Consider the following 14,784-nt stretch of genomic DNA (forward strand, 5'->3'; position numbering starts at 1 on the left):
GGAGAATATCCGGATAGAAAAAGTTGAAGTTAAAGTTGAATTTAACTTTCGAATAATGAATTAGAGGATCGAATAAATTAAGTTGTTCAGGTAGATAATATCTCAAAAAATTTCAATTTTTTTTGTTTGGTAAACATAATATTATTTGATTGTGAAACTTGATTGTGAAACTTGATTGTGAAACTTGATTGTGAACTTACTTCTCTATTTCGATAAACCCTATCCATGACAAATTATTTTCCAGTTTACACTTTATTACTTTTTTCTTTTTCTATCTTTTTTATTTATTGTTTTATATTCTTAATCTCCACTATTTTTACAAAATCTTTTGCAAAACTTTTTATAGGGCATCTTTCCGTACACGAATATTTTCTATAATGTTTCATGCCAGTTTACTCCTGAAGCCCTTTAAAATTTTTCTGTTACCTTAATTTCTTCTTTTTTGCATGATCTTTTTCTGCCTCAGAATTACGGGCTTTCCTTTTTCCCTGTCTATTATAAAATCTCCTGTCCTGGATATTAAGTAGATAATCATGAGGAGACTGAGAATATAGTCAGGCAAATACTGGCTATATATGTTTATTTTTTAGTGGCTGTTAGCAGGGATATTTATCTGTCTTTTATACAGTTTCACTGTTCATTTTTTTACATCTGCTCCTTGATTAATCATGTCAATTACAGCCTATTTTTTTCAGGTAAACAGGTTTTCTATTCCAATAACCTCTCCCTCTGCAATGTATTACGTGCTGGAGATAGGACCGCTCATAAGCCTGATTCTAATATTTTCCTGTTATTAATTTTAAAACCGTGTTCAATGAATCCGGGAGGACAATAAAGGCATCTACCCGCTATTAAAATTTAGGAACTTGGAAAAAGTGTTTTATAGTATGTTGTATTATTATACCAATGATCTAAGATTATGTCAGTAGTCTATTATTATATCAATGATTCTCCAGTATCCGGGGTATATGCTTTAATGTTTAAAGGGGTGTCTTTATGCTCTTAAGTATAGTTTCAACCAGTGCTATTTCCTCAAGCGCTATCTCTTCAAGTGTAATTTCCATGGTCACAACCCCCGGTCTTCCTCAATATGGGTCTGCTGTAGTTGTCGGGCTGATTTCCCTTCTTTCCTTGAAGGAAGTTCTTTCCGCATCCAAATACTGGAATAGACGACTTAATAACTCTTTTAATTTGCCAATTATTCCTTTACTGTGCAGTTTTGCTGCGATTGTCGTTTTTAAGGTTGCTACAATCCTATGAGATTATTACTTCTCTTTATTACTTCTCTTGAAATTACCGGCTCTTTTTTGAAAAAAAGTTTTTTTTCATCTTATCTTTTTTATTACTTTCTCATTGCTTCCTGTCGTCAGTATGCTCTAATTTTTCTTTTATCTCTTAAAAAGGGGTTTTCCATTTTTGTTTAATTCATGATATCAGGTTTTCTTTCAGGAATATTATGGTTTTTTCGAAATAGTAGAGAAAGGAGATCTGAAAAATAAAGAATATAAGAAAAGAAAAATGGATCGGGAAGAAAACCCAGAGAAAATTTTAAAAAATTTATTGAATTTTAATTTGGTTTTGTATGAATTGTTTAGAGTCCTGGTAAGATATTTAGCTGGTGGGGCAGGATCCCGAAGAGGAAAACGTTAACAAAACCGTGAAGGACCGCAATAAAAGGCAAGCTCCTTGTTTTGTAGAAAGCGAGTCCCATGATAAGCCCTACAAAACCCGTATAGAGAATTTCCTGAAAAGTGCCGTACCCTGAGTGCATCAGCCCGAACATAAGGCTTGTAATCAACAGGGCTTCCCGGACGGTGAGAGCTTTTTCGAGCCTGCTTTGCAGGATTGACCTGAAAATCAGTTCTTCAACAAGCCCCACGAAAAAAACCATTATAAAGGTAAGCTTAAGAAGATTTACAAAAGTCAGGTCCGGAATCAGGTATCCTGACCGGATTGTAAGGTATTCCCCAAATCCGAGTAAAAAACCCAGAGGAACTGCAATAAGCATGTAAGGCACGAAATTCTTCATAGTTATGCCTATCTGCTCAAGGGAATCACGCTGGTGAAGTATAATAATTATCACAGGAATTGCAAGGGGTCCGTAGACAAACATGAAGGTGTAAAGGGTAGTTTCAAAAAATATCGGCATTGAAAGGTTAATAAGCCTGAGTACGGGCAGAAGCATCAATGCCTGATATATCCTGTGTACCTCCGGATCTTTTAAAAATATGTCTGAAAGAGAGAGGGAGATAACGATCCCTATATGTACCCAGACAGCTGCACCCATCCTGCCTGAAAAGATCAGAAGTTCCGCAATTGTTATGCCCAGGACAGGAAGTGCCGTAAGAAGCCTGAGCCGTTTGGCTTTGAATTCTTCCTGACTATTTTCCTTAATATTTTCCTTAATATTTTCCTGAATATTTTCCTGAATATTTTCCTGACTATTTTCCTGAATATTTTCCTGAACATTTTTCTGAACATTCTGGACACCCCGGACATTCTCCTGAATGTTCTGAATCTTCTGGGCGTCCTTAATATTTTCCTGAATTCTCTGAACGTCCTGACCCTTCTCCATGCCAGATTCTTCAGGCCCTGTTATTTTCCTGATTCTGATCCGGGGGAGTCCTTTTATATATTTTTTTGTAACCTCCGGATTTCCAGAAGTTATGTGCAAATACCCTATAAGAATCAGAACTGCTGCCCCGATTCCTCCTGCGGTATATATGATATCTACATACTGCTCGATTTTCTGAATTGGGTCGGGATCTTCATGCAGAACCGATGCAGATACGGAGTTTTCTGTTTCTCCCGAAACCTCTGAATATATCTGTTCTGAAAGATGCCCTGTATCTGTTGAAGGGGATAATTCCAGGCTGCTTCCTGGTGCGGCATGTGCAGAAATTGCCAGCAGGGTCAGAGTAAGGACTGAAACGATAACCTGAATATTCAGTTTTTTTTGCTTATTGTGATAATTAGTTGGTTTTCGCACGGAAATTGCTCCTCTTTCAAACAGGGCAGTCCAGATTTATTTTGTGGACATCTTATTAAATGTTTTTTAGTTGTTTTCCTTATTAAATCTTGGGGATGTTATACGACTTTCATATTATACAGGTTTTTATTATAAAATCTTATATGAAGTTTTGTAGATAGTTAGATGTTTTAATTTCCAGGGTCCAAACTTAAAGAGTCTAAACTTAAAGGGTCTAAACTTAAAGGGTCTAAACTTAAAGGGTCTAAACTTAAAACTGGAGCAAAAAAGTTTTGAGTCCGTAAAAATATTACAGACCCGTTTTCCATAAGAACTTTTTCAGGATTCCGAATAATCGAATTTTCAGAAGAAACCCGATAAATAAAACCCGGAGCCTGAATCCGGTATTTCGGATTTGAACAAAATGGCACAGATCAAAAATAAGATTCCGGGCTCCAATCCTACTTTTTCGAGTTATGAAATTTTCTGTATCAGTTGTATCAGTTGTATCAGGTGTATCAGTTGTATCAGGTCCCTGTTGAGTTTACATCTATCCAGAGGTGGAGGTCCCGGTAGGACGTGTTCTTATCTGTCTCGTTAAAGAGCAGGAACTCAAGTTTCATGTTTTTCCCTTCTTCCGGAGGAATGAACGTTAGAGATTTTTCCCAGGTCTCGTTATGTGCGAGTGATACCTGCTGCATATTTCCAGGAATTGGAAGGGATTTATTTTCAAGCCTGACGTCCAGTGTGTAGTTTACAGGCCTGTACTCGTGGTTTACGACCCCTATAATTACTTTTCCGCTATCTCCGAGTGTGTAGTTTGTCGGGTAATTATCAGCCATTCCTTCAGGCCCGAGGATATAGAACTCCGTGAAGTGTTCCCCTTCTTTTGGGGTAATAATCACATACACGAGGGTTGTAACGGAGAGGAGAATGGAAATAACCAGAATGATTGTAAGGGTCCTGTCAAGTCCTGGTTCGGGCTTTTCCAGAATTTCTGCTTTTATTTCGAGCAGGGTTTTCCTGAAGGGAACCTCAAAGGCATCAGCTTCGGGAAGTTTTGCCCTCCTTATGTAGGCAAGCCCGCACATTATAATTGTGAACACTGACAGGCTTATAAGGATTGGCAGAAGCCTTATTCCCCACGGGGTATAGTTAAGCCCAAGACCTATCAGGGGCACGACCGCAATACTCAGCCCGAAGGAAAGGGCTGTCCTTTCAATGCCGTCAAGGTCTGATTTCGCGGGAAAAAGTGCAGCTATCAGGGCATATCCTGGCAGGAAAAGTACAAGGGGCAGGCCGAGGATATTGCGGAACACAGTTTCACTTAATCCGGGCATGAGCACAAAGAGATCGGTAAGGAGCACAAGCCCTATAACGGTCAAGAGGTCTGAAGGAATTTTCTTTCCGGTCATTCAGGTCATCCGGCATATTATTTAAAAAAATTATTATATTTCTCCAATTTCTTCCGGAGAGTTACTATTTTTTCCTCATACATTTTATTCTTTCGCTCTTTCCACTTTATTTGTTTGTTCCGAGGAATTTTTTTCGTTCCTGTATTTTTTCTTTTATGTATTCAGGGCTCCATCCTTATACATTTTTTGCTTCAGTTTTTCCCCTTTTATTATTTAATTTCTATGTATATCTTTTGATTCGACTCGTCATTTTCCATTTAATTTGAATTTGATTTTAAATTTGATTTCATTGGTCATCGGTTAAGGTATTTTTTTGCCTGAAAGCTATCGATTTTGCACCAGAAGCCTATCTTAAATTTTGGTCGATTTACATGAAATCGATATCCTGTTCATGCCTATAATGAAATTAAATATTTGATGAATGTCGTAGGAATGGAGGCAATTTATCACGATTCTTCACTTCACCGAATACTCATGAATTTGATTTTAAATTTGATTTTGATTTTGATTTTGATTTTAAATTTGATTTCGATTTTGATTTTAATATATACTTCCCAATAAAGCCCGGAAAAATCTTGAAATTATTTTTTCAGAGTTTTTCTATCCTGTCTTCTTCTCCCTTTATCTAAATGCGGCAAGTGGGGTATATTTCAGGCCAGACTCCAAATCTTCAGTTCACAGGAGAAATTTATCAAGAATACTGGAAAGCCCGCGGTGTCTGAAGGCGGAATTTTTGTGCCCTTATGCTGTTGTTTTTTCGAAATTAATTTTTATCTTACTTTATATATCTTTTTTATGTTCTCCTTTTCCCGTATTTTTTGCACTTACGTAACCCAATGGTATAATGTTATATCCGTATAATCAATGGCTCTCCAGATACTATTATTACTTATTTATTATTATGCCACAGTACATCTGTCAATAAATTTATATATTCGCGGCCCAGATGTCAATCTAAAAAATTAAAGTATATTTGGGACTCAAACAGTTATAAAGTTGGTCTGGATTGCGGTGCAGCGACCGGTATTTAATGACGTTTGAGCCGCTTTAATTATTTCTACTTTATAATATAAATTAAAATGGGGTCATACATATGAGTAACGAACTTCTTATGAGCAGTGCAGAGTATCCGGCTCATCAAGAAAATAAGCGTTTCAGGGGGGCATCCTCTCAAAATATAACTGTAATTCTTCCGGCATGCAATAATGAAGTTTCAATCGGAAGCCTTATCCTTCTCACCAGGCTCTATGCCGACAATGTAATTGTTGTCGATGACGGCAGCACTGACAGGACAGTCGAAATCTCCAGGAAAGCCGGAGCCCATGTAATTGTTAACGGAGCCTGCAAAGGAAAAGTCGGATCCCTCAGGACCGGCTTCACAGCCGCAGCTGACCTGGGAGCAGATATTATAATAACTATGGACCCGGACGGCCAGCACAACCCTGCAGATATTCCCAGAATCGTAGCCCCAATAATTAAAGGCGATGCAGAAATGGTAAACGGCAGCCGTTATCTGAATTATCCCGGCAAAAATTCTTCCGTTTACAGCCGCACAGGCAAGACCATGCAGGACATTTCTGCAAATGTTAACTTCAACCTCAAAATTACCGATACTCAGAGCGGTTTTCGCGCCTATGCAGCCTCTACAAAGAGCATTTTCCGCTTCAGCGGCAAAAAAACAGCCATAGAAAACGAAATGCTTGCCGACGCCGGCAGGTCAGGCATCCGCATTGCTGAAGTCGAGATCGGGGCCTGCACCAGCGTCAGAGCTTCGATCCGGGACCCGGTAAAGTACATGATGGGAGCCCTGAGGACCGTGGCTGAAGATATAGAAGCCAACAAGCCTCTGTACTTCTATTCCGTGCCAGGCTTTGCTCTTGCGACATGCGGCTTCTTTATGGGTTTCAAATTTATGGCAGATTATTTCTTCGGAATCGCAAGCCTCAACTTCGGGCACACATTCCTTATGGTCTTCCTTGCCCTTGCAGGCGCGTACATGACTCTCAGGGGAATAATCGCCCACTCGATGGCAGGAGCGGCCAGACAGACCGATTCTACCTGACGGTTAAATTCAATCACAGAAATTCAGTCCGTCAGCTTCGACACCAGACGCAAATGAATGTTCAGGCACACAGGTATGAGCACTTAATTGAATTGAATTTTGTTTTTTAAGCTCTATGTGCTTTAATATTCAAGACTTAAATTAAATATTTACCAATTGCTTTATATATCGTTAACTTCCGTTAATCTATACCAGAAGTTTAAATTTATCTTTCGGGGTTATTCGAATGAATATAGAAGTGCATATGAGTAAAAGCACCCAGATAATACAAGAAGAACAGGGAGATCCAGGTATAAGAAGCGCAACTCCCCAAAATATAACCGTGGTCCTCCCCGCTTTCAACGAGGAAGTCGCCATCGGCAGCATAGTCCTCCTAACGAAGCACTACTGCGACAACGTGATCGTGGTCGACGACGGAAGCTCGGACCGCACAGCCGCAATAGCCAGGAGAGCAGGAGCCCACGTAATTGTCCACGAGGCAAATAAAGGCAAAGGAGCAGCCCTCAAGACCGGCTTCACAGCCGCAGCAGACCTTGGTGCAGATGTGATTGTTACCATGGACTCTGACGGGCAGCACAACCCTGCCGAAATCCCCAGGCTCGCAGCCCCAATCATAGACGGCACGGCAGAGATGGTAAACGGCAGCCGCTACCTGAGCCATAAGGACAAAAATACCCCTATTTACCGCCGCGTCGGGCAGACTATCCTTGATACTGCCACAAATATGAATTCCGGCCTCAAAATTACAGATTCCCAGAGCGGTTTCCGCGCCTTTGCAGCTTCAACGAAAGACGTTTTCCGGTTCAACGCCAGAGGCATGGCAATAGAAAGCGAAATGCTTGCCGATGCAGGCAGGTCCGGGTTAAGGATTAAGGAAGTTGAGATCGGGGTAAGATATGACGTTGACGGCTCAACCGTAAGCCCGATAGAACATGGTTTAGGCGTCCTTGTTATGATTTTAAAAGATATTGAATTTAACAAGCCTCTTTATTATTTTACAGTTCCTGGAATTTCCCTTGGATTGGGAGGGCTGTATATGGGTGCTCATTTCCTGCAAATTTTTGTTACAGGTGGAGGCTTGCAGTTCGGGCCTACCATGCTTATGGTTCTCTTTATTATTGTAGGGACTTTTATGGCATTGACAGGGATTTTGCTACATTCTGTGTCTGCAATTACAAGGGAAACGAAGGCTGTATAACGAGAACTCACTAAAGACACTTCTTTTTTATCTTCTACAGTTGCGCCTTAGATTTACGATAGTGCAGGTAATAAAATGTCTGGAAAACACAAGTCTGTAAGCGTTGTTATTCTTTCATATAACAGTAAAGAAGATTTGAAGGAGTGCATTCCTTCTTTAATATCCCAAACATATCAAGATTTTGAGATTATTGTAGTTGACAATGCGTCTACAGACGGCAGCGAAGAATTTATAAAAGCCAATTATCCAGGGATAAAGACAGTTCAGACCGGAAAGAACCTTGGATATGCAGCAGGAAATAACGCAGGATTTGAAGTTGCTGAAGGCGAATATATTGTAGTTGTAAATCCTGACACTGTTGCAGACCCGGAATGGCTTGCAAAGCTCATAGAGCCCCTTGAAAATGACCCTACAATAACGGCTACTACTTCTAAAGTCCTCATATATTACCAGAAGGATAAAATTAACACCTGTGCAAATACAGCTCACTATACCGGCCTTACTTTTTGTAGAGGGCTTAATAAGTCTGCATCTGAACTCGATAGCTGCCAGCCAGTAGGTGCAGTATCAGGATGTTCATTTGCAATAAGAAGTGATATGTTAAAGAATATTAACGGTTTTGACTCTGATTTTTTCCTATATCAGGAAGATGCGGATCTTTCCTGGAGGATACGTTTTGCGGGAGGTAAAATAATGTATGTTCCGGAGTCCGTAATATACCACAAGTACAAATTATCAATAGCCCCCTGGAAAGAATTTTACCTCGAAAGAAACCGTTACTTAATTTTATTGAAAAACTTTAGTTTGAAAACATTGTTGTTATTATTACCTGTACTTATAGTGACTGAAATTGTAACGATGGGGCATGCTGTTTTAAATGGCCCCAAATATGTAAAGAGTAAATTACTGGCTTACTTCTGGATTCTACAGAACATTAAAATCATTTTGACAAAAAGACGTGAAACCCTTTCTAAAAAAATAATCACAGACAGCGAATTTTTTAGGTTCCTGGATTGGAAAATTCCGTTTGAACAGGTTATTAAAAATCCTATTCTGAATAAGACCGCTGATGCAGTTTTCAATTCCTTTTATACATTTCACATGAAGATGATAAAAAGAATAGTTTAACCCAAAATCTGACTTTCCGCAAATATCTTCAAAAAACGGATATTTCCTCTTCATAAAACTCATATATAAAACTGATAAATTAGTCGATGAAACTAATACTTAAATTAAAATTTGGTGATAGTTAATCCGGCAAATTGTTGGTGTTTAATAAAATCTAAAAATCAGAGAATATCTGTGGAAAGTCAGATAAATAAAATTTGTAATTATTCAGTCTCAAAAACAGTTGATTAATTTTGAGTGTAAGAAACTGAACTTTTTGAATTCAGGACCAAGTTGATGCTTACAGATATAATTCAAAGGTGGATAATGTGATAATAGCTTTCTTTATAAATACACCTGCTCAAGCACATTTAATGAAAAATATTATTAAGAAGCTTGAATCAAAAGATCATAAAGTACTAATTTTAGCAAGAGAATATGGAGAAACCGTTAATCTTTTGGAGCATTTTAAATTTAATTATTTTATTTACACTAACGTTTCAAATTGTGGCAAATATCGGAAAATTTGTAATTTACCATTTAGTGTTTTCAATTCATATAATTTCTTAAGGAAATACAAACCAGATTTATTGGTTGGTGCGGGTCTTGAGTGTGTATATACTGCTCTGCCATTAAATTCAAAGTGTATTCTATTTAGTGATTCAATGCCAATCAATGAGTCCATTTATGTAAAAACGCAATTTTTACTATGCAAACCTTTTATGGATACCATAATAACCCCGGATGCTGTAGTTACTCCAGGCTCTTCAAATAAATCGTTAGGTTCAAAGCACATTAAGATAAATTCTTATAAAGAACTTGCATACCTCCATCCAAATAATTTTGTACCGGATGATTCTATTTACAAGTTATTAGGGCTAGATAAAGATGAAGAATTTGTTCTACTTCGTTTTAATGCATTTGATTCAGTTCATGATTTTGGAGGTGTGACTGGTTTTTCTGTAGATGATAAAAGAGAACTTGTAAATAAATTATCAAAACATGCTAAAGTTTTTATTTCGTCGGAATTAGTACTTCCTCCAGATCTAAAAAAATATTTACTAGATGTTCCTAAATATAGGATTCATGATGTTCTAAATTATGCAAAGTTAGTTGTGGCAGATACTGGAACAATGGTTACCGAAGCAGCTGTATTAGGCACTCCTGCAATCAGATTTAGCAGTAATGCAGGAAATAAAGATTTGGGTATTTTTGTTGAGTTATCTAATAAATATGATCTCATTTATACTTATGATGATCCCGAAATGGCAATTACAAAAGCAGTTGAATTAATAAGGAGACAAAATCTTAAAAATGAGTGGAAATCTAAAAAAGAGGTTTTGTTGAATGATAAAATTGATTTAAGTTTATTCGTGGAATGGTTTATTGAAGAATTTCCGCGGAGTTTCGATGAGTGTCTATTCAAAAATGAACTTCAAATGTGCGATAACACTTGTGAATACTTTTGATTGCACTTTCTAATTTCTAGAATTGATATTCTTCACTTCAATGTATTTTTATATTTGGATGTATAAATTCGATAACAGTTACAGGGTGAATTTATATGGAAAAAAAGAACTTGTTGGTAATTGGTGAATCTTATAATACTTTTCAAAAAGATCCTACCGATATATTAGCAAATAATTTCAATAATGTATCTATGTTTATTAAATATAACCCTGTAGCTGAAATCTCCAGATACATCTCAATTCCCGCGTTGAAATCATTCGATTTAAGAAGTAAGATAGACTTGGCAAATAAACCTCCAAATCTTGATGTTATTTTAGCTCCTGTATTTTATGCACCGTTGGACTCACATTATAAAAAAATTGGAGAGAAACTTTATCGCACAGTTGATAAAATAATCATGAAAAAGAATATTAATTTTAATTTGATCCATTCTCATTTTACTTGGCCAGCTGGCTATGTAGGAATGAGGCTTAAGGAAAGGTATAATGTCCCATTTATAGTCACTGCACATGGATATGATATATACCGTTTGCCGTTTAAGGATAAGGATTGGATGGAAAAAATCATAACCGTTCTTAATTCTGCTGATCATATTATTACTGTAAGTAATAATAATTTAAAATTCATTCAAAAATTAAAAGTAAACAACCATGTGACAGTTTTGCCAAATGGGTTCAAAAGTGATTTATTTTACTTACAAAATTCAAGTAAATGTAGAAAAATACTTAATTTGCCTATCGATAAAAAAATTATATTATCAGTTGGCAACCTAGCAGAAGTAAAAGGTTACAGATATCTCATTGAAGCCATGCAAAAAATCTCCACATATAGAAAAGATGTGCTTTGTATTATAGTTGGTACGGGTCCACTAGAACAAAGTTTGAGGAAACAAATTAATGCTGCGAATTTACAAAGTCACTTTGTACTGATGGGTAGAAAGCCTCATAATGAAATCCCACTTTGGATTAATGCTTGTGATCTATTTGTTCTTCCAAGCTTGAACGAAGGTAATCCGACAGTTATGTTTGAATGTTTGGGATGTGGAACACCATTCATCGGAACTAAAGTCGGCGGCATTCCAGAGATTATAAAGTCTGATGACTATGGGTTACTTGTCGACCCAAAGAACTCCTACGATCTAGCCCAGAAAATTGAGATTGGTTTAAATAAAAATTGGGATGAAGGAAAAATTATAAATCATGCAGAACAATATCGATGGGATAGAATAGCTTCACAAATAATGAAAGTTTACTCTGACACGATTTAGATAATTTAGATCTTTAACTCCATGTGATGTTTATGAAAGCCAATAAAAATAAGATTTTTTTGTTATTATCTATAACATGTTTTGCCTTATTGATTAGAAATCTAATTTTGATTAAGTTAATTAAGCCTTCTGGATATGTTGTAGATATATATTCTAACTTCCCTTTTAGTTTTTTTTTGGGACTTATTTTTTGTTATTTTATAGCATCGTTTCTTATTCTTAATGGAAAAAATGTAATTGGAGTGTTAATTCTTGCTCTTAATCATTTAGAAATACTTCTTATACCTTACATGTCAGGATATTATTCAATGGGGCGTGGTGATGACATGTCGTATATTGGAGAATATTTGCAAATTGCAAACTCTGGTCATTTTTCAGTTTGGGATGTTTATCCCGCCATTCATATAATAGGAGCAACTATATCTATTGTTTTAAGCCTTGAAGCTCATATTGTATCTTTTATAATACCGATAATGTTTTCTTTTCTTTTCATTATGGGTATTTATCTATTTTCAAGAGAATTGTTTCCTCATTCTTGCATAAAATCTTTGGTAATACTCTCATCTTTTATACTCTATCTTGGGACATATCATTTTTTAAACGCTCCACATGCTTTATTCTTTGCTTTTATGCCACTTTATTTATTTGTGGTACGGTCATATTCTAATAATGAAAAACACGTTGTGCTTCCATTTTCAATAGCTTTTGTTCTCATAACTTTGTTTGTACCTTACACACATCCTTTTATTGTGTTTTTCTTGATAGTAGTGTTACTATTCCATCTAATCCCTAAAATCCCATACTTTTCCCAGTTAGAGAATTTGAAGATACCACCAGTAAATTTTATGAGTCTTCTTATTTTAATGGTGTCGTTCTTTAGTTGGTTTGTATATAGTGATCGTCTCATGGGTAATTTAAGATTAAGTTATATTAGTTTCATCAATAAAGTGACAGAACCTGTTTTTTTTAAGACATCAGATCAGTTGACTAAAGTACATTTCGATTTTTTGGACTACGCTCAGTTATTTAGTTTTTTTTATGGAAGGTATGTGATCCCTACAGCATTTATTGTGGTTTCAGTTCTATTTTTTTATTATAAGAAAGACTTGCTCAAGAATAGCATTTTCAAAAACTATCCTTATTTAGTTGTTCTGTACGTGGTTTTTTTATTTGTGCAGTTGATTTTGTTACTAAATCCTTTGATATCTCATCAGCCAGATAGAATAATTAGTCTTAATTTTATTGTATATGCGCAAATACCACTTTTTGCGATCTCAATTTACGTATTTTTCTTACGAAAAACAAAATCTTTTTATATTGTATGTTTGGTTTGTCTTATTCTTACTTCTACATGGACTTTTAGTCTTTTTGGATGTTTGGATTCTCCGCGAATTTTTCGGCCAAATCCTGCTCTTACATATAATGAAGTAGAGGGAGTTAGTTGGTTTTATGATCTAAAAAACAATGATGCAAATATTAGCATACCATTAAGTCAAATAAATAGATTTCATTATTTATTTGGTAAAGATACTAAAGATTCTCTTTATCATTTTCCTGATCACTTCGGATATTCTAATAATTCTTCCACGATCAAAAAGATAAATTTTGAACTTGATAGTCATTTTTATATTGTACTTTTGACTATTGATGAGTTATTATACCAAGAGGTCCCTAGTTATACTGAAATAGGAAGATATTACAAATCCGATTTTATCAGGTTAAGGAATGATATCTCTATCAACAAAATTTATGATTCAACGAATATTGAAATATTCATTTCATGTGTGAATTGAATCTTATTTATCAAATTATTTTCAAAATCTTAGAATCTCTACAAATCAAAAAACTTATGTTGTAAATAATACCGTCATAATAAAGTGAACCAATCTGGGCCAAGTCAATGAAGTTGATTTTGCCCCCAGGCTACATCTTAATAGTCATAAACAATATAGCTGAACTGATAACATGAAAATAACAGTTATAACAAATTACTGGATAAACAGTAATGGCGGCGGTGTGAAAACATATCTTACTAATCTGATAGACGAATTCAAGAAGAATAGTAATCTTTGTATTGATGTTATTTTTCAGGAAGGCGAGGATAATGATAATTATCATGTTCTTGGAAATCGAGTGCTTTTTCCGATGAAGTCATTTTATATCTTAAGTAAAATAAAGCCAAATGTGATTTGTTCTCAAGGACCATGGTATTGTCTATTAGGGGCCGTACTGTACAGACTATTGCATACTGATTCAAAATTAATACATACATTTCATACAGAACCTTCCAATAAATTGCCATTTTTTGGCAAAATGTTTTTTCAGTTTCTTTTGAATAGGTGCGATTGTGTTACTTTTGTTTCAAAAAGTTTAAAAGAGAAAAATGAGGAAATTTTAGGATTAAGATTTAAAAAGACTGAGATTATATATGCTGGTGCAAAAATTCCAAAAGAAATCACTGATAAAGAGGTATGTTCTTTTTATAGCCGTTTCAATATTAAAGAGGATTCAATTATTCTTTTAGCTCACGGTCTTACTTCTTTTAAATATAAAGCTGAAGGCGCAAAATTGCTAATCAAATCAATAAAAATAGTGAAAGTAAAATATCCAAATATAGTTCTAATCTTAACTAAAGAAGGTCCGTTCTCTAATCAATTAAAAAATTTTTCAAAATCCGAAAGTTTATCTGAAAATATAATATTTACTGGAAATCTTGATAACCCAAATATTCCTCTTAAAATCTGTAATCTTTATACTCATACACCTCTCATAGAAGGTGGTGTTTCTCTATCCATTTTAGAAGCTATGGCTATGGGTAAGCCTATATTGGCTACATCTATTGGAGGAATTCCTGAAGCAATCGACAATGGTGTAAATGGAATTCTTGTTCAGCCAGATCCAGATACAATTGCTCAAAAAATAATTTATTTACTTGAAAATGAAGAATTTGCTTTTAAACTCGGACAAAATGCTCAAAAAACTGTAAAAGAAAAATTCGATTGGAAGACCTCCGTGGATACATTTCTTAAATTATGTTAACTAGGTAATTAATATTTCCTGAGTGAAGAACATTTATTTAAGGACTCGTCACAGAGCAATCTCTGCATATTTCCAACAGGATATCTTGATTTTCAAGATCAAAATCACCAATCAAAACTGTAATAAATAATCAGTTCATAGGTTGCTCCGTTATGGACCCTAAGTAAGATTACTTTAATTCCAAGAACTTATTGTATATATTTAAAATTTTGGAATTATTCTTTAATTTAAGACAGCTTAGATCCTATCCGAAAAGTC

At 35.5% G+C, this 14,784-nt stretch carries 10 protein-coding genes; 8 read left to right on the plus strand and 2 right to left on the minus strand.

The annotated features are described in order from the left end of the window. Positions 1–996 precede the first annotated feature (996 nt). Entirely contained in the window at positions 997–1,260 is a 264-nt protein-coding gene (locus MSMAS_RS17965) for a hypothetical protein (protein WP_164481378.1), read from the plus strand. Between the two features lie 331 nt (positions 1,261–1,591). Here MSMAS_RS17965 and MSMAS_RS00650 read toward each other — a convergent pair whose 3' ends face one another. Both MSMAS_RS00650 and MSMAS_RS00655 read right to left on the minus strand, forming a co-directional pair. Further along, positions 1,592–2,989 carry a CPBP family intramembrane glutamic endopeptidase gene (locus MSMAS_RS00650; protein ID WP_230633317.1) on the minus strand — a complete coding sequence of 466 codons (1,398 nt, stop codon included), beginning with the start codon at positions 2,987–2,989 and terminating at the stop codon, positions 1,592–1,594. A gap of 506 nt (positions 2,990–3,495) precedes the next feature. After that, positions 3,496–4,383: a DUF1616 domain-containing protein gene (locus MSMAS_RS00655; protein ID WP_048042525.1), complete on the minus strand. Its 888-nt coding sequence runs from the start codon at positions 4,381–4,383 to the stop codon at positions 3,496–3,498. A gap of 1,093 nt (positions 4,384–5,476) precedes the next feature. Between MSMAS_RS00655 and MSMAS_RS00660 the strand changes: the two genes are divergently transcribed. From MSMAS_RS00660 to MSMAS_RS17800, 7 genes are all read left to right on the plus strand, one after another. After that, positions 5,477–6,445 (plus strand): glycosyltransferase family 2 protein, encoded by a 969-nt coding sequence (locus MSMAS_RS00660; protein ID WP_048046260.1) that lies wholly within the window; start codon positions 5,477–5,479, stop codon positions 6,443–6,445. Positions 6,446–6,671: 226 nt separating this feature from the next. Further along, entirely contained in the window at positions 6,672–7,643 is a 972-nt protein-coding gene (locus MSMAS_RS00665; RefSeq protein WP_048046261.1) for a glycosyltransferase family 2 protein, read from the plus strand. A gap of 75 nt (positions 7,644–7,718) precedes the next feature. After that, on the plus strand, positions 7,719–8,771 hold the full coding sequence (locus tag MSMAS_RS00670; RefSeq protein ID WP_048046262.1) for a glycosyltransferase family 2 protein: 1,053 nt from the start codon (positions 7,719–7,721) through the stop codon (positions 8,769–8,771). A gap of 308 nt (positions 8,772–9,079) precedes the next feature. After that, complete coding sequence (locus tag MSMAS_RS00675; RefSeq protein ID WP_048046263.1) at positions 9,080–10,219, plus strand: DUF354 domain-containing protein; 1,140 nt, start codon at positions 9,080–9,082, stop codon at positions 10,217–10,219. A 95-nt stretch (positions 10,220–10,314) separates the two neighbouring features. Beyond that, the gene (locus MSMAS_RS00680; RefSeq protein WP_048046264.1) at positions 10,315–11,487 is read left to right on the plus strand and encodes a glycosyltransferase; all 1,173 of its coding nucleotides are present in this window, start codon (positions 10,315–10,317) and stop codon (positions 11,485–11,487) included. Between the two features lie 32 nt (positions 11,488–11,519). Beyond that, complete coding sequence (locus MSMAS_RS00685; protein ID WP_052728050.1) at positions 11,520–13,280, plus strand: hypothetical protein; 1,761 nt, start codon at positions 11,520–11,522, stop codon at positions 13,278–13,280. Positions 13,281–13,452: 172 nt separating this feature from the next. Beyond that, positions 13,453–14,526: a glycosyltransferase family 4 protein gene (locus tag MSMAS_RS17800; protein ID WP_052728051.1), complete on the plus strand. Its 1,074-nt coding sequence runs from the start codon at positions 13,453–13,455 to the stop codon at positions 14,524–14,526. Positions 14,527–14,784 lie beyond the last annotated feature (258 nt).

It is taken from the genome of Methanosarcina mazei S-6, from assembly GCF_000970205.1.
GTDB lineage: Archaea > Halobacteriota > Methanosarcinia > Methanosarcinales > Methanosarcinaceae > Methanosarcina > Methanosarcina mazei.